This is a genomic window from Arthrobacter sp. GW822-FHT05G07, from assembly GCF_058799755.1.
The window spans coordinates 54,951-76,461 of sequence record NZ_JBXALT010000002.1 but is presented as its reverse complement, the minus strand read 5'-3'; the positions used below and the strand labels follow the sequence as shown (position 1 = coordinate 76,461).

17 protein-coding genes are annotated in these 21,511 nt (G+C 63.9%); 7 read left to right on the top strand and 10 right to left on the bottom strand.

Annotation, left to right across the window (positions count from 1 at the left end):
* Nucleotides 1-190: 190 nt before the first annotated feature.
* The 3 genes from AC1RJY_RS03200 to AC1RJY_RS03190 all read right to left on the bottom strand — a co-directional run bounded on the left by AC1RJY_RS03200 (nt 191) and on the right by AC1RJY_RS03190 (nt 4,082).
* Nucleotides 191-2,215: an HNH endonuclease signature motif containing protein gene (locus AC1RJY_RS03200; protein ID WP_498601305.1), complete on the bottom strand. Its 2,025-nt coding sequence runs from the start codon at nt 2,213-2,215 to the stop codon at nt 191-193.
* Between the two features lie 347 nt (nt 2,216-2,562).
* A complete protein-coding gene (locus AC1RJY_RS03195) occupies nt 2,563-3,075 on the bottom strand; it encodes a hypothetical protein (RefSeq protein ID WP_498601303.1) in 513 nt (170 codons plus the stop codon).
* Between the two features lie 89 nt (nt 3,076-3,164).
* The gene (locus AC1RJY_RS03190; RefSeq protein ID WP_498601302.1) at nt 3,165-4,082 is read right to left on the bottom strand and encodes a helix-turn-helix transcriptional regulator; all 918 of its coding nucleotides are present in this window, start codon (nt 4,080-4,082) and stop codon (nt 3,165-3,167) included.
* Between the two features lie 130 nt (nt 4,083-4,212).
* On the opposite strand from AC1RJY_RS03190, the gene AC1RJY_RS03185 reads away from it, so the two are divergent.
* Nucleotides 4,213-5,256, top strand: a complete 1,044-nt coding sequence (locus AC1RJY_RS03185; RefSeq protein ID WP_210063841.1) for an NAD(P)-dependent alcohol dehydrogenase — start codon at nt 4,213-4,215, stop codon at nt 5,254-5,256.
* The gene (gene hrpB / locus AC1RJY_RS03180; protein ID WP_210063840.1) at nt 5,192-7,963 is read left to right on the top strand and encodes an ATP-dependent helicase HrpB; all 2,772 of its coding nucleotides are present in this window, start codon (nt 5,192-5,194) and stop codon (nt 7,961-7,963) included. The genes AC1RJY_RS03185 and hrpB overlap by 65 nt, the downstream gene beginning before the upstream one ends.
* 28 nt (nt 7,964-7,991) lie before the next feature.
* Here hrpB and AC1RJY_RS03175 read toward each other — a convergent pair whose 3' ends face one another.
* Both AC1RJY_RS03175 and AC1RJY_RS03170 read right to left on the bottom strand, forming a co-directional pair.
* On the bottom strand, nt 7,992-9,623 hold the full coding sequence (locus AC1RJY_RS03175) for an amidohydrolase (RefSeq protein ID WP_498601300.1): 1,632 nt from the start codon (nt 9,621-9,623) through the stop codon (nt 7,992-7,994).
* Nucleotides 9,613-11,070, bottom strand: coding sequence for an APC family permease (locus tag AC1RJY_RS03170; protein ID WP_498601298.1), 1,458 nt, complete (start codon nt 11,068-11,070; stop codon nt 9,613-9,615). The genes AC1RJY_RS03175 and AC1RJY_RS03170 overlap by 11 nt, the downstream gene beginning before the upstream one ends.
* A gap of 159 nt (nt 11,071-11,229) precedes the next feature.
* Between AC1RJY_RS03170 and AC1RJY_RS03165 the strand changes: the two genes are divergently transcribed.
* From AC1RJY_RS03165 to AC1RJY_RS03155, 3 genes are all read left to right on the top strand, one after another.
* Nucleotides 11,230-11,847, top strand: a complete 618-nt coding sequence (locus AC1RJY_RS03165) for a TetR/AcrR family transcriptional regulator C-terminal domain-containing protein (protein ID WP_014921846.1) — start codon at nt 11,230-11,232, stop codon at nt 11,845-11,847.
* Nucleotides 11,848-11,878: 31 nt separating this feature from the next.
* Nucleotides 11,879-12,613 carry a M50 family metallopeptidase gene (locus AC1RJY_RS03160; protein WP_238324604.1) on the top strand — a complete coding sequence of 245 codons (735 nt, stop codon included), beginning with the start codon at nt 11,879-11,881 and terminating at the stop codon, nt 12,611-12,613.
* 159 nt (nt 12,614-12,772) lie between these two features.
* Nucleotides 12,773-14,878 (top strand): elongation factor G-like protein EF-G2, encoded by a 2,106-nt coding sequence (locus AC1RJY_RS03155; protein ID WP_081589137.1) that lies wholly within the window; start codon nt 12,773-12,775, stop codon nt 14,876-14,878.
* Between the two features lie 2 nt (nt 14,879-14,880).
* Here the strand turns inward: AC1RJY_RS03155 and AC1RJY_RS03150 are convergent, their stop codons facing one another.
* Nucleotides 14,881-15,546: an alpha/beta hydrolase family protein gene (locus AC1RJY_RS03150; RefSeq protein WP_043471310.1), complete on the bottom strand. Its 666-nt coding sequence runs from the start codon at nt 15,544-15,546 to the stop codon at nt 14,881-14,883.
* 76 nt (nt 15,547-15,622) lie between these two features.
* Between AC1RJY_RS03150 and ligD the strand changes: the two genes are divergently transcribed.
* Nucleotides 15,623-16,648: a non-homologous end-joining DNA ligase gene (gene ligD, locus AC1RJY_RS03145; protein WP_043806562.1), complete on the top strand. Its 1,026-nt coding sequence runs from the start codon at nt 15,623-15,625 to the stop codon at nt 16,646-16,648.
* Nucleotides 16,649-16,675: 27 nt separating this feature from the next.
* On the top strand, nt 16,676-17,881 hold the full coding sequence (locus tag AC1RJY_RS03140) for a serine hydrolase domain-containing protein (RefSeq protein ID WP_498601294.1): 1,206 nt from the start codon (nt 16,676-16,678) through the stop codon (nt 17,879-17,881).
* Between the two features lie 25 nt (nt 17,882-17,906).
* Here AC1RJY_RS03140 and AC1RJY_RS03135 read toward each other — a convergent pair whose 3' ends face one another.
* Genes AC1RJY_RS03135 through AC1RJY_RS03120 form a run of 4 tightly spaced genes read right to left on the bottom strand, consistent with a single transcriptional unit; the run spans nt 17,907 to nt 21,505 of the window.
* Entirely contained in the window at nt 17,907-18,527 is a 621-nt protein-coding gene (locus AC1RJY_RS03135; RefSeq protein WP_011774738.1) for an L-threonylcarbamoyladenylate synthase, read from the bottom strand.
* A 20-nt stretch (nt 18,528-18,547) separates the two neighbouring features.
* Complete coding sequence (locus AC1RJY_RS03130) at nt 18,548-19,408, bottom strand: ABC transporter permease (RefSeq protein ID WP_011774739.1); 861 nt, start codon at nt 19,406-19,408, stop codon at nt 18,548-18,550.
* The gene (locus AC1RJY_RS03125) at nt 19,392-20,396 is read right to left on the bottom strand and encodes an ABC transporter ATP-binding protein (RefSeq protein ID WP_498601291.1); all 1,005 of its coding nucleotides are present in this window, start codon (nt 20,394-20,396) and stop codon (nt 19,392-19,394) included. Before AC1RJY_RS03125 ends, AC1RJY_RS03130 begins: the two co-directional genes overlap by 17 nt.
* Entirely contained in the window at nt 20,393-21,505 is a 1,113-nt protein-coding gene (locus tag AC1RJY_RS03120; protein WP_498601289.1) for a LolA family protein, read from the bottom strand. Before AC1RJY_RS03120 ends, AC1RJY_RS03125 begins: the two co-directional genes overlap by 4 nt.
* Nucleotides 21,506-21,511: the final 6 nt, after the last annotated feature.

Below are 21,511 nucleotides of genomic sequence, written 5' to 3'. Positions count from 1 at the left end.
GCACGTAGGGCCCTGACCAAGGCGGCCGTGACGGGTTCCGCACTAACCCAGCCGTGGCTGCACTCCAGGACGGCGCTGCAAGTGGCGCTGTGACCTATAACGGGCGCGCTCCTGCAATGGCCGCACCTTTTTGGGGCCGCGCCTGAGACCGCGGTGACTCAACAGGTTTTCGGTCGCGAATGGCCAGGCCTCACTTCACCGCGTACCCACCACCACCACTCCTGGGCTGACTTGTTGATGTTTTGAGGGGTGTTTGGTGGGGGTCGATGTGGGGTGGGGGGATGAACCAGGGGATGCCTGTTGTCATGTCGATGCGCCATTGCTCCTTGTGGATGAGGTGGTGGTGGTGGCTGCAGAGCAGGGTGCCGTTGTTTGTGCCTGTGGTGCCGCCGTGGGACCAGTAGGTGGTGTGGTGGGCTTCGCACCAGGGTGCGGGCATGGTGCAGTCGGGGAAGGCGCAGCCTTGGTCGCGTGCGGTGATGGCTTTGCGGATGTGGGGTGGGAAGATCCGGGTGGTGCGGCCGATGTCCAGGATTTGGGAGTCGCTGCCGAGCAGGACCGGGAGGATGTCGGCGTCGCAGGCGATTTTGCGGATGGTGTTCGGGTGGATCGGGCCCAGGAATGTGGCGGTCCCGGTGCTGAGCCGGTTCCCGGAGCCGGGCTGGGTGTGGCTGAGGTGGAGTTGGTTGAAGAGGTCGCGGCGGTCGATGGTGACGGTGACTTGGGGTCGGAGGCCGCCGTTCGACGGGAGTTTCGCGGTGCTCATCGCGACGCTGCACGCACCGACGAGGCCGTCGAGAAGTTTCTGCGCCCTCGAGCGCCGGTCCAGGTCCGGGCCGCTTGGTCCGAGATCTGCTTCTTGCATGGTTGCTTCGTCGGCTCCTGATCCGGCCGGGGCTCCCGTGCCAGGTCCTTGATCCGGGCCTTCGCTGGGTGCCGTGCCGGACTCCGGACCATTGAGGCGGGGGTTGGTGGCGGCGTTCATGGCGGTGGTGAGGGTTTCGTATTGTTCGGCGGTGGCGAAGATTTCGAGGTGGTGGAGTCCGTGGCGGCGTCGGCGGCGGAGGAACGCGCCTTGGAGTTGGCGGAGTGCTTCTTCAGTGGGTTCGGGGCCGTCCTGGTCGATGAGGTCGGTCCATCGTCGGGCCATCTTGGCCACGAAGTCGGGGTCGGTTTCGATGGCGGTGTTGGTGAGGGCGTGTTCCATGTCGGTGATGGTCCCGGGTTCTGCGAGGTGCCGGACTTTGTCCAGGGCGGTACTGATGGTCGTCGCGGACCGGGAGGGCACCAAAGCCGATCCGATGGCGTCGGCGAGGATTTCCCGCCGGGCCGGGACGTCCTGCCCGGTCACTCCGACCTTTGGCAGGACCTCGGCGGCGAGGGCAAGCCTGCGCCTGGCCTCGCCGATACCGATCCGCAACCGTGCCCGCAAGAATTCCGCCGCGTTCCGATACCCGTCATCCAAGACACTGGCCCTGGCGGCGGAAGACCTACGTGCTGATTCGGTCCCCGCCACGAAACCATCTCCACCGGCGGAAGGTGTGGAACGTGCTTCACCAAAGGTCGCCCCAGCTGTGGCGGTTCCCGTCCTACTCTGAGAAGTCGCGCTCTGGGAAGCTGCCGCAGTCTCGGGTCCTGCCACCGGGTCAGTCCACCCCGTCCGCCACTCCGGCGCTGCCGCCGACACCCCCGGCCGGGCTTGCTGAGCTTCCTTCCGGGTCCGTTCCACCGCCTGCGCAGCAACCAGCTGCAAGTACTCCACCGACCGGGAGATCTCCTCGACCCTGTCAGCGAAATCAGCCGCCTCAACAAACCCCAACAACCGCACCTCATCGGCCGCCACTGATCGCAAAGCGTCCGCTGCGGCAGCACCTTCAAGGAGCGCCGCTTCCATAGCGTGCAAACCAGACAACGAGGACTCCGCGGGCAACTGTTCTGGCGGGGGTTCCTCGGGCCACGCGCGCGCCTCTTCGGGCACGGACTCTCCGGGCGTGGGCACCGACTCGAATCCAACAAGCGGCCCTGCGCAACGGGCTCTATCGGCAACGGTGGATGCCGTCTCGGAGCCAGCGTACGCAATGTCCTTGTGCGCGGAGCCCTCGTACTCTGCCAGCCGGGCAGGCACAGCTAAAGAACGACGGGCGCGCTGGCGAAGCAACTCATAGGCGCGCGGCGACCCTGCCCGCCTTGCCACGACCTGCCCGATGATTCCCATACAAAAACCATGTCATGGGGGTCTGACATTTTTTGGTTGCCGGTGCTCAGCCCGCTGCGAGACGGCAAGAAGAGTCCAGATCGGTGGAGAAGTACTGGCGTTTGATGCCTAGAGTGTCGGAAGCGAATACGCCGGTTCAGGCCGATGGACGCCCTGATGCCTGTATCCCAGGGCTTCGGCGCTTCCGAGAAGGTCGGCCAGGTACCAGACGATGGCCAGCCACATTTCGGTTCCCTGCAGGGTTGGAAGGTGCTGGTTCCCACTCTCTGGTGCTGCGCTGAAGGCCATTCCCTCGCCGGAATGCCACCGACCCAGTGCGTGCTTCAGTTGAGTCCGTGCCCACGCGTTCATTTCCAGGGTCGGTGCTTCGTCTGCTTGGACGCGAGCCACAGGGGATGGACGACGTCCAGGACATTGCAGGCGTTCTGCCGGTCAGGGGCGAAATAGCGTGGGTCCGCGGAGTGCTCCAGAACTGTGTCAACGAGCCGCTCAACGTAGGGCACTGGCAATCCGAACTGGGCGAACGTGCCACGCGTCAAGCGGTAATAGCCGTTGACCATCTTGAGCCTGTTGTCATCCGTGGGTTTTCCCCAGATTCCTGCCGCGGGATTGACGTGGGTCAGCAACCAGCCGAACAGTGCGTCAAGGGAACCGGAGGAGTTCGGGTGCGCCCGGGCCAGGTTCCAGTACGCCGCGGTTCCCCAAGCATCCACCCACGCGCCGGACCCCCACGCTTCCTTCCGCCAGGGGAGGGCATCCAGTGAAGCTGTCAGCGCTGCCGGATCCGTCTCAGCGACGGCGTGAATCGGATGTAAGAACCGGGCACCGACCAGGTCCAGCGCGTACCCCACGGAGAGCACGTGGTAAGTCGAGGGGCCGGTACCGAAGGCAAGGTCGGCAAGCCCTATTCGCGTCCCTCAACCACGGTCAATAAGTGGTCAGCAAACGATCAACCTCGATCACTCCTGGATGACGTGTTGGATATGTCCCTGTAAGCTCCGGAATCCTCGGGAATGGTGAGGGCGGTCGAAGCCCAACTTGCGAGCAGTTGCAGGGCGTCCGCCGTGCCGGTGCCGGGCTCAGCGTTGTAAACCGTCAAGGTCAAACCGGCATCGGCGGACAGCTCGAGGGCTTCGTACAACAAATGCAGGTCGCCCACTATCCGGTGGCGGAAATGTTTCTTTCCGGTGTAGTGCTGGCGGACATTGTGCGACGCCCAACGGACCCGGAATTCCTCGCTGCGGGTGGACAGCTCACCCACCAGGTCACTTAGCCCCCGGTCGTAGGGATCCCTGCCGGCTTCGGTCCTCATGATGGCCACGGTGTCGTTGGCGGCGCGTTCCCAGTCCGTGTAGAAATCGTGGCTGCGAGGGTCGAGGAACAGGAATCGTGCATGGTTGGGTGGTCCGGCGGGACTGTCGTAAATGTCGGCATATAAAGCCCGGCCCAGGGCGTTGGTTGCCAGTAGGTCCAAGCGACCGTTGCGAATGAAAGCGGGGGAGCCGCTAATCGCATCCAAAGTGAGTTGCACGCCAGGCCGGATGGCCTGCTTCCGGACTGGTCGACGCCGGGACTTGCCGCCGTCGCTTGCCGCCCGGGCGAGGTCGTAAAGATGGGCGCGTTCAGCGTCGTCAAGCTGCAGTGCACCGGCCAAGGACTCCAGCACGCTTTCAGAGACGCCGGAGAGGTTTCCGCGCTCCAAGCGGGTGTAATACTCCACACTCACTCCGGCGAGCATGGCCACCTCGCCGCGACGAAGTCCCGGGACACGCCGGTTTCCGCCGTAGGCCGCCAGTCCGGCCTGCTCGGGGGTAATTTTCGCCCGCCGAGTGGCAAGAAAGTCGCGTGTCTCAGTCCGATTGTCCATGCTTCCTACGGTATGACTTTTGAGCAGCTCAGGGAGTCCCTGTCATTACCCCTAACAACAGTGACTCCTTGCGTCCAGGGAAACAGGGTTAGATGGAGACATCCACCAACGTTCACCACGCAGGAGAAACATGCCTACCGCTAATGCTTACGCTGCCCCCTCGGCTACGGGCGACCTGACCCTGACCACCATCGAACGTCGTGAGGTCGGCCCCAACGACGTCCACATCGATATCAAGTTCGCCGGCATTTGCCACTCTGATATCCATACTGTCCGCGGTGATTGGGGCCCGCAGCAGTACCCGTTGGCCCCTGGCCACGAAATTGCAGGCATCGTCACCGAGGTTGGCTCGGACGTCACCAAACACAAGGTGGGCGACCGCGTGGGCGTCGGCTGCATGGTCAACTCCTGCAAGGAGTGCAAGAACTGCCTGGCCGGAGAAGAGCAGTATTGCCTCAAGGGAAACGTAGGGACCTATGGCTCCGTTGACCGCGACGGCACCATCACCCAGGGTGGCTACTCCAGCCACGTGGTGGTGAACGAAGACTTCGTCGTCACCATCCCGGAAGGCCTGGACCTCGACGTCGCAGCGCCGCTGCTGTGCGCCGGCATCACCACCTACTCGCCGCTGCATCACTGGGGCGCCGGCCCCGGCAAGAAGGTTGCCGTCGTCGGTCTCGGCGGTCTCGGCCATATGGCCGTCAAGATCGCGCACGCCATGGGCGCTGAGGTCACAGTCCTTTCGCAGTCACTTAAGAAGATGGAAGACGGGCTCAAGCTGGGCGCGGACCACTACTACGCCACCAGCGATCCCACCACGTTCGAGCAGCTCGGCGGCACCTTCGACCTCATCGTCAACACGGTCAGTGCTTCCATCGACATCAGCGCGTACCTTCAGTTGCTGACACTTGATGGCACGTTGGTCAACGTTGGCGCACCGGCCGAACCACTGCCGGTTAACGTGTTCTCACTGATCACGGGTCGTCGCCGGTTCGCTGGTTCGGCCATTGGCGGCATCCGCGAAACGCAGGAAATGCTGAACTTCTGCGCAGAGCACGGCCTGGGCGCCGAGATCGAGGTCATCCCGGCCAGCAAGATCAACGACGCCTATGAGCGCGTCCTTGCCTCGGACGTCCGCTACCGCTTTGTCATCGACGTCTCCACTATCGGCTAGAGACGCAGCCCCACCGAAACGGCCACGCTTCCTTCGAGGGGGTGTGGCCTTTTCCCTGTCACCCAACAGGGACAATGGTCTGGTGACTTTCAGACTGGACACCATAGGTACGGGGCTGGTGTTTGCTGATTCCCTCTCGAACCTGACCGCCGCCCTGGCAACTCAGGGCGGCGGCGGCGCGGCAGTGGTACAGGCGCCGCCCGGGACAGGTAAGACCACCCTCGTGCCTCCGCTGCTCGCCAACCTAGTGTCCGAACAGAGTCCAGGCCGGCCGCGCGTCGTCGTCACGCAGCCCCGCCGTGTAGCGGCCCGCTCAGCCGCGCGCCGCCTCGCGTCGCTGGACGGCAGCCAGCTGGGCCGCCGGGTTGGCTACACCGTCCGCGGGGAAAGCAAAGTCAGCCAGGACACGGTGGTTGAGTTCGTCACGCCAGGTATTCTCCTGCGGCGTCTCCTTGCCGACCCCGGTCTTGAGGACGTCAGCGCTGTGGTCCTGGATGAGGTCCACGAACGTGGACTCGAAACGGATCTCCTGGTGGGCATGCTTGCGGAGGTCCGGGAACTTCGCGGCGACATTACCGTGGTGGCGATGTCGGCAACCCTCGACGCCGCGCGTTTTGCCACACTGCTGGGGACAGGGCTCGACGGCGGCGACCCGGCTCCCGTCGTCGACTGCCCTTCCGCGCTGTACCCGCTGAAGGTCCAGTGGGTTCCTGCCCGCGAGCACCGCTTGGACGCTCGAGGCGTTTCCCGGCTTTTCCTTGACCACGTGGCCCACACGGCGGCGACAACCCACGCAGCAGCCTTGGCCCCGGACGCCGACGTAGACGCCTTGGTTTTCCTTCCGGGAGCCCGTGAAGTGTCCGACGTCGCCACTCGTCTTCGTGGTCTGGTGTCGGGAAACGTGGAGGTGCTGGAGTTGCACGGCCAGATCGGTCCGGAAGCCCAGGACCGCGCGGTATCCGGCCGTGAACCTGGCGGCCTGCCGCGCATCATCGTGTCTACCTCCTTGGCTGAATCGTCGCTCACAGTTCCCGGCGTGCGTGTGGTCATCGACTCGGGGCTTTCAAGGGAACCGCGCCGGGACGCCGGCCGCGGCATGTCCGGACTCGTGACCGTTTCCTGCTCCAGGGCCTCGGCTGATCAGCGTGCCGGCCGTGCAGCACGGCAGGGTCCGGGTACGGTGGTCCGCTGCTACGACCAGCAGGCTTATGCTGCAGCTCCGGCACATCAGACACCCGAAATCTCCGTTGCAGACCTCACCAGCGCTGCTTTGGTCCTTGCATGTTGGGGCGCGCCGGGCGGCGTAGACCTGAAACTTCCCGATGCACCGCCGGTTGCGGCCATGAACGATGCCGTGGAGGTCCTCCGGGAGCTGGGTGCCGTGACAGCGGAAGGAACAGTCACCGCCGTGGGCAAGACCTTGGCCCGGATCCCCGCCGACCCCCGGCTTGCCCGCGCCTTGCTGGACGGATCGGCGGTGGCGGGTCGACGCGCAGCGGCTGAAACAGTGGCCCTCGTTGCCGGCGGGCAGAGGGCACCGGGGGCGGACCTCAACAAGCTGCTGTCGGCCCTGCGCTCAGGTTCGGACCCGGGCGCGCGTCGTTTCGCGGAAGACGTCCAGCGGATGGAGACGTTGGTACGGAAGGAAGCTGCCGCCGTCGTGCGTCCCAAGGCGGCCGCCGATGTCACGGCAGGGGAAGCGACGGGCCTTGTGGTGGCGCTGGCTTTCCCGGACCGCGTGGCAAGGCGTGTTCCCGGCGACGGCTCTACCACGTACTTGTTATCGTCCGGAACGCGCGCCGGACTTCCCTCCGGTAGTTCACTGTCCGGGCATGACTGGCTTGCAGTTGCCGAGGTGTCCCGCGCGCAGGGGCGCGATGCCGCAGGAACGGGCGCCGTCATCCGTTCGGCCGCGCCGTTGTCGGCCGAATTGGCGGAAGCGGCCGCACCGGACCTCCTCACGGAGAAGGTGCAGGCGAAGTTCGATCAAGGCCGCGTGATGGCCAGGCTGGAGCGGCGCTTGGGTGCCATCGTGTTGTCCTCCACGCCTGTCCGCCCCACCGCCGAATCCGGTCGTCGTGCCGTGTCCGAGGCGCTGGAGAAGACGGGATTGTCCATGATCGGCTGGTCACCCGCAGCCGATGCCCTGCGGAGGCGTCTTGCCTTGCTGCACCGTGAACTCGGAAGCCCGTGGCCCGACGTCCGCGAAGCAGCCCTTCTGTCCAGGCTGGAGGATTGGCTGGGCCCGGAGCTCGAGGCGATGGCCACCGGCGCCGCCGTGAGTTCCATCAACCTCGTTGATCCTTTGAGGCGCCTGCTTCCGTGGCCGGACGCCGCGCGGCTCGAAGACCTCGTGCCGGAGCGTCTGGAGGTGCCGAGTGGCTCGCGTGTGCGCATCGACTATCCCGAGGTTTCGGATCGCAGCAGCGGGGATCACGACGACGGCCGTCCGGTGGTGGCGGTCAAGCTTCAGGAATGCTTCGGTTGGGACAGCACGCCGCGGCTCCTAGCTGGCAGGGTCCCTGTTCTGTTTCATTTGTTGTCCCCGGCAGGAAGGCCGTTGGCTGTCACGGACGATCTCGCGTCGTTCTGGTCCGGTCCCTACTCCCAGGTTCGGGCCGAGATGCGTGGGCGCTACCCCAGGCATCCCTGGCCCGAAGACCCGTGGACAGCGCAGGCTACGGCCAAGACCAAAAACCGCATGTAGCCGCGCTCTTGTGCTCGGGACGCGGCAGTTACGCGAGCCGCTCCAGGAGGAACTGGAGCTCGCCGTCCACGATCGTCCCCAGGACATTGCTGGCGGCGAACTCGTCCGGAGCCGTGGTCAGGGGATCGAGTTCGAACGCCGTGAAGTCTGCCCGCTTGCCCACCGTGATCGAGCCCGAAACTTCCCACAGCCCCGCAGCTTTCGCCGCATGCGAGGTGTAACCCTCAAGGGCTTGGAGTGCCGTGAGGGCCTGGGATGGGGCGATGGGTTCCTGCTCCGGCGCTCCGGATCGGCGCCGCAGCTGTGCGTCCGCCATGATCGGAAGCGGCTCGTAGGGTGCGATCGGCCAGTCAGAGCCGATACCCAAGGTCACCCCGGCCTCGCGAAGGTCCCGGCACCGCCAGGCCCGGTCGGCGCGCTCATTCCCCAAGCGCATGGACCAGTTGTCACTGTGGTCCGCCAGGGAGTAGTGCGTGCAGTGGGTCGGCTGCATGCTGGCTACGACGCCCGTGCCCTTGAATCGGGCTACCAGCTCGTCCGGCACTGTTTCGATGTGCTCGATCCTGTGGACGGTCCGGCGCAGGACATCTGCCGGAACAACGGTGGCCAGGGACTCCAGAGCGTCCAACACATGTTCAACGCCGGCATCGCCGATTGCATGCGTCGCCGTCGGGATGCCCCGGGAGGCAAAGTAGCTGACAGCAGCGGAGTATTCTTCGGGTCGCGGCCAGAACGATGCCGTGGATTGACCGTAGAGGTCCGGTTCGTAGAGCCAGGCAGTCCCGTTGTCCACGGTTCCATCGACGAAGAGCTTGATGGCTTCAATGGACCACCTGCGGCCGCCCTTCCCCAAGGTTCGGGCCAGCGACTTCCAGTCGTTCTCATCGCTGCCCGGCATGCACCACGGAGCGGTTCGAAGCCGCAGCGGCAGCTCCCCATCGGCCTCCAGGGCCTGGAAGAGGGCCGACGATTCCTCGCTATGGTCCATGACATGGCCGCCGGTAAGCCCTGCGCGGGCGAAGTCCCTGAGGAGCGCGGCAAGCCTCGACTTGCGCTCCTCGAAGGTCTCCCGGGGAATGTGGCTTTGGATGAGTTCCATCGCCGCCGCCTCAACAAGGAAACCAGTGGGCCGTCCGTCGGCGTCGCACACCACCTCGGAGGCCTGGTCAAACTGGTACCGTCCATGGACACCGGCCACTTCAAGCGCCCGGCTGTTCACCAGCGCTGAGTGCCCGTCGAACAACCGGATCATAGCGGGCTTGCCGTTGCTGACGTCGTCCAGGACGCTACGGTGCAGCGGCACCGTACCGAAAGCGTTCGGGTTCAGTCCCCAGCCACGCAACCAGCCGTCGTCGTGGCTTGCTTCTGTCAGCAGGAGTGACCGGACTTCATTCAGCGTCGAAGCCCCGGAAAGATCCACGCCGATAGTGAGGTCCAAACCGAACACGGGGTGGATATGGCAGTCCACCAGGCCCGGTGTCAGCGTTGCGCTGCCGAGGTCCACCATGCGGGTGCCGGCCTGGCGCCATGCTTGGGCGTCCTGACGGCTTCCGACGGCGGCAATCAACCCGCCGCTGACTGCGACGGCCTGGATGGGCTCGGCATGTCGGTTGTCCAGGGTGTGGATGGTGTCCGCAAGGACGATGAGGTCAGGAGTCATGGGTTTCAAAGCTTCCAATCCGGGCGAAGACGTCAGGGCGGGTGGTGCGCAGTCTGCGGGCAATCAGCAGGCCCGCAAGGAAAACAAGAGGGGCGACCAGGAGCAGGATGGTGTTGGTTAGAGCATCCGCAAAGGTGAGTAGTTCGATGTTGATGGCGATCAGTGCCACCACACCGAAGAGCAGGATGGCCGAGGCCACGCTCAGGGGAATGAGGAAACGGTTGGTGGCTGCGGCGCGGTTGCGTCGCAGGTAGATGAACGCTGCAACGGACACCAGACCCTGCAGGGCCACAATGCCAACGATGCCGGGGGTGTTGACCCAAATCAGCAGTTGCTTGTACGGGTCCGCGCCGGCGATGGCGCACATGATGATGACGACGGCGGCCAAGATAGTCTGGATCTGCCCGGCACGATGTGGGGACTTGTACTTGGGGTGGGTCCTGCCGAGGAAAGCGGGGAGCACGCCGTCCTTGGCCAGCATGTACACGTAGCGGTTGATGGCGTTGTGGAAGGCCAGTTGCGAGGCGTAAACACTGGTCACGATCAGCACATACATGACCACCTCGGCCCAGGGGCCCACGTATTGGTTGATGGTGGCGAAGAACATCCCATCGGCCAGTTCGCCGGCAGCTGCAACCACGTTTCCGTCACCGTAGGCCTGGATGACGGTCCAGACAATGAAGGCATAGAACACGGACATGAAACCCACTGCGATGTAAGTTGCCCGGGGGACGGACTTGTCCGGATTACGCGCTTCACGGCGGTACAGCACGGTTGATTCGAAGCCCATGAAGGCAGCGAAACAGATAGCCAGGATGGCAAGGACTCCAGGGGTGAAGGCATGCTCCGGGGAGAACGAGGTGAAACTGATGCCTTCCGCACCGCCGCGGGCAAGGATGCCGACGCCCATGATTGCCAGGATGGCGGTCTCGGCAATAAGCAGGACGCCGAGTACCTTGGCGCCGACGTCGATGCCCCGGTATCCGAGAAACCAGACGGCCGCGATGGCCACCAGGGCAACGGCGGGCCATGGCACATCTATACCAAAGAGTGCGAGGAGCATGGCTTGTGTCTGGACGGCGAACAATCCATAGACGCCGATTTGCAGGCAGTTGTAGGACACGATCGCCAGGATGGCCGAGGCCAGGCCCACGGTTTTGCCCATGGCCAAGGTGATGTAGGTGTAGAAGCCACCGGCGGCTTTAACGTGTTTGGTCAGGGCCATGAAGGAGACAGCGAAGACCAGCAGGACTGCGCCGGCAATGACGTAGCCCATGGGGGCGCCTATGCCCCCAACTCCGATGGCCACGGGCGCCACGCCGGCCATCACGGTCAGGGGAGCTGCTGCGGAGATCACCAGGAAGGCGATACCGCCGGTGCCTATGGCATTTCGTTTGAGCCCATTCCCGGCATCAGCTGCCGGGGGTCGGGTTTCGAGGTCAGACATGGGGATCCTCTGGGGTGTTCGGGGAGGGAAGATTCTCGGGGAGCCATCAATAAAGCGAAAGGCTTTCGTTTATGGTAGATCCTTGTGACCCGCCGCACAATACTCCGACGCAAAGTTCTGGCTAGAGTCGTAACAACAACCTTGAATGGAGACACCCGTATGGCACGCCCGCTGGTCCCGCTGATATCCATCGACGCACTCGTCACCGCTGCCTTGGAGCTGGTGGACGAGGCAGGGGACTTCAGCCTGCCGAAACTGGCCAAACGGATCGGGGTCAGCCAGTCCTCCATCTACAACCACGTCAGCGGCCGGGAGGAGATCCTTGAGCTCATGCGTGGCCGGATCATCGCGGAAAGCCCGTACGTCTTGGAGGATGAGCAGGATTGGGAGGCTTCGCTTCGTGCCATCGTCCGGAGCTATCGTGATGCCTTCGCCCGCCATCCAAAACTCGCGCCGCTGCTGGTACTCCAGACGGTGCAGGATGACCAGGTCATGGCCCTGTACGAGAACCTGGCCGTGGCCCTCGAAACCGCGGGGTTCCGGGGCCGGGACGTGATGTCAGCGATTTCCACCATTGACAGTTTCGCGCTGGGCTTCGCTTTGGACTTGGCGGCACCGGACGTCGTCTGGGCACCACCCGCGCAGGGGTACCCCGCCCTCACCAATGCCTTGGCCCAGGCAGGACCCGCGGACGAGCGAGGCGAGGCAGCTTTCGAGTTCGGCCTGGAGATCCTCATCGCCGGACTGCACTCCCGTCTTCAGTCGACGGTGCTGTGAAGCAGACGGCAGAGGGGGCTTGGAAGGCGCAGTGAACCTCCTTCAAACCTGGTGGGACGCCGTGGTCCGCGGGTTCACCGACACCCACACCACCGCGGTGCCATTGCCAGCCCTGCTGGGCATACTCGCGTGCGCCGTCGTCTTGAGCATCCCGCGCGTCACGTGGCGCTGGTTCGGTCTCTACGTCACTTTTGTCCATGAGCTGGGCCACGCCTACGCCGCGCTCATGACGGGCCGTTTCGTCCATGGGCTCCGGATCGGACTCGACCATTCGGGCCGCCTTGTCAGTAGTGGCAGGAGCGCCTTCGGGGCAGCGTGGTCCGGATTCTGGGGCTACCCTGCACCCGCCGTGGTTGGTTTGTGCCTGATTGCCGCCTTCGCCGCCGGCCGCTCCGGCGCCGCTATGTCCATCGGGGCCTTGATCCTGCTGGTCTCGCTGATCTTCCTGAGGAACCTTACCGGGATCCTTGTAGCGGTGTTGAGCGCCACGATCGCCCAACTGCTGATCCTGTTCGCGACACCCACAACGGTCAACTACGTTGTGCTGGCTCTCGGAGTTGCCCTTTCCGTGGGCGGCGTCCGGGATTTGCTCAAGCTGGCCGGCGTGCACACCCGTCGCCGCGACCGGCTGGCGGCATCCGATGCCTTCATCCTCGGCCGCACCACGGGCGTACCCGCATTCGTTTGGCTGACCGGATTCACAACCGTGATCGCCGGATGCGCTGTAGCGTCGGCGTGGTTGCTGTGGGGGATGCTCACCGTATAGGCCGTGGTGGATCCGCTGTCAGGGGTCCCGACGGCGATTGGCTGGCTTTCGTCCCCACCAGCCCTTGCCCTGTGGTCGCTTCAGGGTGTCCAATCCTCTTTAACGTTCGAACTGGATGTGTTCGGACTCCGTGCCGGGATACAACACCAGGAGGTGCCCATGTCCGCGAAGGGCACACGCGAAACGGCAAGAGGAACCGGACCTGGCACCGCGGAGGCCAGGCGCGGTGAGAACGGTGCTGCCCTGGCTGCAAGCGATCCAGCGAAGATCCGGAACGTGGCGCTCGTGGGACATTCGGGTGCAGGAAAATCGATGCTCGTGGAGTCGTTGCTCGCCGCAACCGGAGCCATCACCAGGATGGGCTCCATCAGCGAGGGCACCACTGTCAGTGATTCCGATCCTTCAGCCATCCATCAGCAAAGGTCAGTGACGTTGTCTGTCGCCCCGATTCTGGTGGGCGACGTAAAGGTCAACCTGATCGACACACCCGGGTACACGGACTTCACCGGCGAACTGCGTGCAGGTTTGAGGGCCGCCGATGCGGCCCTTTTCGTTGTCTCGGCCATTGATGGCATTGACGGTGCCACCGTTGCTTTGTGGGGCGAGTGCGAGAAGATCCGGATGCCGCGTGCCGTGGTGGTCAGCAAACTGGACCATCCGCGCGCTGACTTCAGTGCCGCCGTCGTGCGTTGCCAGGAAGCGTTCGGTGAGTCGGTCCTCCCGCTGTACGTCCCGGCTGTTGGCAACGCCGGACTCATCGGTGTGCTCCATGGCGCCGCGGATGAGGACCAGACACCGGCTTCGGATGTCGAAGAAGCCAGGGGCCCGCTGATTGAGGGCATCATCGCGGAGAGCGAAGACGAAACCCTCATGGACCGGTACCTCGAGGGCGAAGAACTGCCTCTCGCGGACCTGATACAGGATCTTGAAACTGCTGTGGCACGGGCAAGCTTCTTTCCCGTCATGCCCACCTCGGCCGAAACCGGTTTGGGCCTTGCGGAACTTATGGCCCTGCTGACTGATGCCTTGCCATCGCCGTTGGAACGCATCAACCCCGCGGTCATGAAACTCGACGGTTCGTCACTGAAGCCACTGGAGGGTGAGCCCACCGGGCGCCTTGCCGCGGAAGTGGTCCGAACCACTGTGGATCCCTTCCTTGGCCGTGTCTGCCTGGTCCGGGTCTTTTCGGGAACCCTCCGGGAGGATTCCTCGATCCATATCGGCGGCAGGGGATTGGCTGACAGGGGGCACGAGGATCATGACGCCGATGAACGCATCACGCATCTGTACTCGCCTGTTGGATCCAGCCTGAAGGCGGTTCCACAGTGCATTGCCGGTGACATCTGCGCCATCAGCAAGCTGGCCAGTGCCGAGACCGGGGACACGGTCTCAGACCGTGAGGCGCCGCTGCTGATCGAGACGTGGAACATGCCCGAGCCCCTGATGCCGGTAGCCATTGAGGGGGCATCCCGCAGTGATGAAGACGCGCTGGCCAAGAGCATCGGAAAGGTGGCGGCCGCCGATCCGACGCTGCGGTTGGAACGAAACCAGGACACGCACCAACTGATCCTGTGGTGCATGGGGGAGGCCCATGCAGAGGTGGTCCTGGACAGGCTGCGTAGCCAGGGCGTCAAACTCCAGACCGTGGACGTGATCACTCCGCTCCGGGAAACCTTTGCCAGCAAGGCCGCCGGACACGGGCGGCATGTGAAGCAATCCGGTGGCCACGGGCAGTTCGCCATCTGCGACATCGAGGTGGAGCCCTTGGCCCGCGGCGGGGGCTTTGAATTCACCGACAGAATCGTTGGCGGTGCAATCCCCGGTACGTTTGTCACGTCAGTGGAAAAGGGTGTTCGCTCGCAAATGCTCAAGGGTGTGTCAGCGGGATTCCCCGTGGTGGACATCAAGGTGACGCTGGTGGGCGGAAAAACGCACAGCGTGGACTCGTCCGACGCAGCCTTCCAAGCTGCGGGTGCGTTGGCTCTCAGGGAAGCTGCCGCAACCGCCAAAATCCAACTGCTGGAACCCGTATCGTCCGTCGTCATCAGCGTTCCTGATGAATACGTGGGCGCCGTCATGAGCGATTTGTCCGGACGCCGGGGTCGCGTGACCGGCACAACCGCCGCAGACGGTGAGGGCACGGAAATCAGCGCCGAAGTGCCGGACCAGGAACTCCTGCGATACGCCATTGAACTCCGTGCCCTCACAGCAGGCACGGGGCGTTTCAGCCGGTCCTACCTTCGACACGAACCCCTGCCGAAATAGGCCTAGGTGTTTGCCCGAAGGAAGGTTGCGACTTCCGGGGCGAGGGACGCCCCTACCTCGGCCGCACCACGCTTCACACCTTTGACAGCGAACGAATGGTCCCCGCCCTCGCTCCACTGAAGAGTCGCCGTCGGGCCTATTTTTTCCACCACACGCTCCAACAGTTCCGGCGTCGCGAACGTATCGCGGGTGCCTTGGAGAAAGAGCATCGGCACCGTGACGCCATAGAGGTGTTCGTCCCGGAGCTTCTCAGGCTTTCCGGGGGCGTGGAGTGGGTAGCCGAGGTACACGAGGCCCCTTGCGGCCATCCCTTCAGCCACTGCCATGGAGGCCATGCGTCCACCGAACGATTTACCGGCAGCCCAGAGGGGCTCTCCTTGGCTTAGCTCAGCTGCTTTGTCCATCACTGCCCGCCAGGTAGCGATGGCCAGAGGAGGACGATCCGGGAAACGCCGGCCGGCCTCACGGTAGGGAAAGTTGAAGCGCAACGTGGCCACGCCTTCCTCGGCCATCGCCTCAGCGAAACCCTGCAGGAACGGGTGTTCCATTCCTGCTCCCGCGCCATGCGCCACCACCAGGGTGGCGGAGGGCTGCTTGGGCCGGATGTGAAGGGCAGAGACTTCGGTTTCTCCCACAGCGACGTTCAAGGATGTTTCAGTGTTTGGCATGCATCCATCATTGCCCATCACGGCAAAACGCACTGGGGTGCTGACGCGCAGGGCATAAACGGGGTAGCTTGTGGCCATGGCGAGCGAAGCAACCACCGTTACTGTCCCTGGTCCCGACGGCCCGCGCGAGGTCAGGATCTCCAGTCCAAGCAGGGTGATGTGGCCCGAGGCGGGACTGACCAAACTGGATCTTGCCACGTACCTCATCGACGTCGGTGAGGCTTTTGTCGAGGCTAACGGGAACCGGCCCATCAGCCTCCAGCGTTACTCGGGCAACATTGAGGGTGAGATGTTCTTTTCCAAGAATCCGCCCAAGGGTGCCCCGGAGTACGTCCGTTCCGTGCCGGTGACCTACCCCAGCGCGCGTTCGCATCCCCAGTTGGTGATCGATGAGCCGGCGGCTGCAGTGTGGGCCGCGCAAATGAACACCGTGGTGTTCCACCCCTGGGCGTCCCGGGCCAACGATCCCGACAATCCCGACCAGCTCAGGATTGACCTTGATCCTCAACCCGGCACGGACTTCGATGACGCCATCCCTGCCGCCTTGGAACTTCGCACCGTGCTGGAAGAAGCCGGACTGACGGCGTTCATCAAGACCTCCGGAAACCGGGGGCTCCACGTCTACGCACCTATCCATCCGAAGCATGAATTCCTGGATGTCCGCCATGCCGTGATCGCCGCTGGACGCGAGTTGGAGCGGCGCATGCCGGAGAAGGTCACTACGGCCTGGTGGAAAGAGGAACGCGGTACGAGGATTTTCGTGGACTTCAACCAGGCCAACAGGGATCGAACCATTGCCGGGGCGTACAGCCCCCGCGCCGTCCCCACGGCCCAGGTGTCCTGCCCGTTGACGTGGGACGAACTGGAGAACGCCGATCCCGCGAAATACACCATCAAAACGGTCCCGGACCGCTTGGCAAAAGTAGGCGACCCCTGGGCGTCCATGCACGATCACCCGGGCGACATTGACGTGCTGTTGAAGTGGTGGGAGCGTGACGTCAAGAACGGTCAGGGGGAAATGCCCTTCCCGCCGGAATTTCCCAAGATGCCGGGCGAGCCCATGCGCGTGCAGCCGAGCCGGGCACGCAAGCCCGAAGAGTAGGCCGGAGAAACTGAACCGGGAGAGCGTGTGCCGCGACCACCAGCTGAAAGGATCCAGAGGATTCCCCGGGCGTGCAGCTTGTTCCTCAGCGGTTTGTTCCTGAGCTGTTTGTTTCTGAGCGGGTGCACCGAAACCCCGGAGCCACGTCCGCTCCCGCCCACCACCGCTGCAGCGCTCCCGTCAACGCTCACGCCAACGGCTCAACCGCCGACGACAGGCCCTCCTCCCGGTCCAACCCCCGCGCCTGCTCCGGCGCCCTCGAACAGTGTTGTATTCACCCCAGCGTTCCAGGAGCTCCGTGCCACCCTTGAGCTGTTCTCGCGGGAGAAGCTGGATGAAGGGGCATCAGCCGTCCTCATCAAGGCAAAGGTCGGCCAGCAGGAATGGACGCTCGCAGAAGGAGTGCTCACCCGGGAGGGACGGGTTGCTGTCCAACCGGGTCACCGTTTCCATGTGGGGGAGCAGTTCCGGACGCTACTGGCTGTGTCAGTCATGAAACTCGTGGAAGAGGGCCGGCTGGGTTTGGACGACCCCCTGGCTGCCTACCTTCCCGGGTCAGTCTCGGCGGGCACAGCCGTGACCATACGCCAGCTCCTTGGCGACGTCGCGGACTTGCCTGCTGGCCTGGCTGCCTCAGAGCGCGCGCCTGGCGCTCCGGGACCCGATGCGTTGCTCGGCCTGGTGGTGGAGCAGCTTAGAGGCGTGCCGCTGGGTACCGTCCTGCGAACGGATGTCCTGACACCCTTGAACCTTCGTTCCACGGAGCTGCTGGATGCTCATTCAGCAATCCCGGATGATCTCGTCCACGGATACGTCCAGCTGGAGGGAGAAACCATGGACGTTACCCGCACCGGGCTCCAGGACGGGATCGCCAACGGAGGTCTGGTGTCCACTGTGGAGGATATCTCGGCGTTCCACACTGCGCTGCTGCGGGGTGAGTTGGTGCAGCCGGCGAGCCTTATCGCCATGAAGGGGACAGTGTTTGACGACTATGGCCTTGGCCTGGATCACTGGGATGACCGCTGCACCAACGGCTCCTACTACGGCCATGCCGGCGACGTTCCGGGGTATGGAAGCATTGCCATGAGCAGCGCCGACGGCAACCGCCAACTATCCATTTTCATGGCCTACCCGCCTCAGGCGGTGTCCACACATCCGTCAGCCTTGGCACTGGAAATGACGGGCGTCGCCCAGGTTGCCCTGAATGCGGGATGCCGCTTCCAATTCCGGTGAACAGTCAAAAATAGTTCGGTTACGCTTATTCGAAGCGCGAAGGATCGCCGGTTCCGTACCGCACAACCTCGGCCACTCCGCTGGAGAAGTCGATCACGGTGGTGGGTTCCGAGCCGGTGTCTCCGGCATCGATGACGCCGTCCACTTGGTTATCCAAACGCTCCTTGATTTCCCAGCCCTGAGTCAACGGTTCTTCCTCATCCGGCAGCAGGAGCGTGCTGGAGAGCAAAGGCTCGCCCAGCTCGGCCAACAGCGCCTGGACCACACGGTGGTCAGGAATGCGCACGCCCACGGTTTTCTTCTTGGGGTGCAGAAGCCTTTTGGGAACTTCCTTGGTGGCCGGGAGGATGAAAGTGTAGCTGCCAGGGGTAACTGCTTTGATGCTCCTGAAGATGTCGTTGTCCAACATGACGAACTGACCCATCTGGGCGAAGTCCTTGCACACCAGCGTGAAATGGTGTTTGTCGTCCAGCTGCCTGATGGTCCTGATGCGGTCCAAAGCTTCCCTGTTTCCGATCTGGGCGCCCAGCGCGTAGCAGGAGTCAGTAGGGTAGGCGATCAAACCGCCGCCCTGGAGCATGTTCACCACTTGGCCGATGGCGCGTGGTTGGGGATCTTCCGGGTGCACGTCAAAGAATCTGGCCATGGAAAGAGCCTACGACAAAGCTATGACAAGACGTCCTTGTTGGAGAATTTTGCGTATGCCAGCGCGCCGCAAACCGCGATATAACCGGTTTGGAGGAGCGCATTCTCACCGAAGGAAGTCCACGAGATCGGCTGTCGCAGCAGATCCGCGAAACCCAGCCAGTGGTGGCTGAACAGCCACGGATGCAGCCACTCGAGCTGGGGCAGATTGTCGAGCACCTGCGATACCACGGAGAGCACGATGGTTGCAGCCATGGCCCCCACCGGAACGTCAGTGAAGGTTGAGATCAGCAGGCCGATCGCGGACAGGCCGAGCAGGGACACCGTAATGTAGGCGGCGATCAGCAGGGATCTCAACACCGACTCGCCAACGCTGATGGTGTTCCCGGACAGCAACGTCACCGGACCCACAGGAAAAAGTACGACGCCGGCCAAGGCGCCCGAGGCTGCTACGGTGGCTGTCGCAGCGAAACAGAAGGCAACGGCCCCGGCGTACTTCACCAGCAGCAAGCGAATGCGCCCGGCGGGAGCAAGGAGCAGGTACCGCAAGGTTCCCAGGTTCGCCTCCCCGGCGATCGTATCCCCGGCCACCACTCCGACAGTGAGTGGCAGGAACAAAGGAACACACACCACCAGGGCAGTGACCGCGACGAAGAGGCCGTTCTGGGTGATGCGGTCCAGAAACAAAGGCCCCCGGCCGGGAGTTGCAGGCCGGGCCGACAACTTGACTGCCACGGCAATCAGAATGGGCACCGCAGCGAGGGCGAGCAGCATGGCCCACGTGCGGAGCCTGCGGAACAGCACGGACAACTCCGAGCCCAATAGCGCCCATCCAACTCCAGCACGCTGAGGTGGTGCAGCAGTTTCAGCCGACAACGTCAAAACCCTCCCCGGTCAAGGACACGAAACGCTCTTCCAGGCTTGCGTTCTCCACGGTGAAGCCGCGGACCCGGACGCCGTCAGCAACCAATGCGGCCACGATCGCCTCGGGTTCATGTCCGTTGATGCCGGTACCCACCACCGCCGCGTTACCCCACGGGCTGCCGGTGCCTGGTGCTTCGCCGGGAACCAGGCCAAGGCGCGTCAACACACGGGACGCCAGTTCGACGTCGGGCGTTTGCACCACAACGTGTGCCTGCCCGGCAGACCGGAGCTCCTCCAGCGGCCCTTGGGCCACAAGTCGACCGGCGCTCATCACGCCCACATGGGTACACATCTGCTCCACCTCGGCGAGCAGGTGGCTGGAGACGAATACAGTGGTCCCGCCCGCAGCGAGGGAGCGAACCAGGCTGCGGACTTCACGGGTACCTTGGGGATCCAGGCCGTTGGTTGGTTCGTCGAGGACCAGCAACTCCCGCGGCCGGAGCATGGCGTTGGCCAGTCCGAGGCGCTGCTTCATGCCCAACGAGTAGGCACGGACCTTCTTGCCGGCTGCGTGGCTGAGTCCTACGCGTTCAAGGGCGTCCTGAACGCGCTGCCGCCTGGTGGAAGACGACGCATGACGGTCGGCGGCATCCAGGCGCATCAAGTTACCCGTGCCTGAGAGGAAAGGATAGAAGCCGGGGCCCTCCACTAACGCCCCGACATCAGGGAGTACAGAAGCCAAAGCCAGTGGCATCTCCCGGCCAAGAACGCGGATGTCTCCGCTGTCCGCCGAAGCCAAGCCCAGCAGCAATCGGATGGTGGTGGTCTTCCCCGATCCATTCGGACCCAGGAAGCCGAACACGGAGCCGCGGGGAACCGCCAGGTCGATTCCGTCGACGGCGGACCGGTGACCGAAGCGCTTCACCAACGCGCGCGTTTCTATGGCGAGATCAGACGAGCGGACGGGAGTCGCACCATGAGCGGCGGCTGTCCGGGGTTCGTTCACTGGGCGGCAGCGGCTGACTGAAGCCGTTCCAAAGGAACCATACCCGCATAGACGCGGCCGTCGTCGAGAATCAGCACGCTCAGTAGCGACGTCGTCAACGCCCGGCCACCGTCAACAGGCTGCAGGGTTTGGGAGAGCTCGGGATTGGACGTGAATTCTGCGGGGGCAGAACCAGCGGGCAACGCGACCACGGAATCCCAACCCATACCCGTGACTGTGGCCCCCCTCGCCGGCGCATCGGGGGAGGGCGCATCGGGGGCGGGCGCATCGGGTGCCGGGACAGGGGCATCGGCGGGGGGCTTCACCGGCAGTACCTTCTCAGTGACCGTTGCTCCCGGTGGCGGGGTGAAGTCAAACAACGCAGTATCCGGCGTGGACAGGTCCAGCTGGGTGTATTCCAGTGAATACGCTGGTTCGGACTGGCCTTTGGCCCGCACCTCGACACCCAGCGGCAGACCGGTTTCGGAGTCGACGTCGATGGTCACCGAATCAACCAGGGTTTCAGTACTGCGGGGGTTAAGAGTCAAAGAGTAAGCGCTGCGGCCAGCCACCGTTGAGGCCTCAGCAACGGTCACCTCCGTGCTGGCATCAATGGCTGCAATGAAACGGCTGGCCATGGCCTCCGGCGTCGGCATGTCCGGACGGGTCGGCTTGGCGGGAAGGGACTTCAGTTCCGCCAGGGACGGAACCGGCACGGTCAGATGCGTGGCGCTGTTGTCCCTTGAGTTGTAGAACCAGGCGACTCCGCCGTTGACTACCACGTCACGCTCGGCCATCTGGTCCAGGATTTGTACCCGCGCCCGCAGGGGCCCGTCTACATACACCCTGGCCGTGTGGGAGCCCGTCAGGAACTCAAGGGCAGAGGCGGCGCCCGAAATGATGCCCGGACCTGATGCGGGGACTTCCGGAAGCCCCAACTCCGCGGTCTGCTCCACCGTGCCGGACAACGCCCGCACCTCGGTGCGCGCCACCATGGCCAGAATCTCTTCAGCGGTCTTTAGCGGAAGGGAAACGGTAGCGCCGGCTTGCACTGAACCGAAGAGGACAGCCATTGCAAAGGCAAGGGGAATGAAGAGAGCTGGCAGCCACCGCTGCCTGGCCCGCGCCACTGCTAC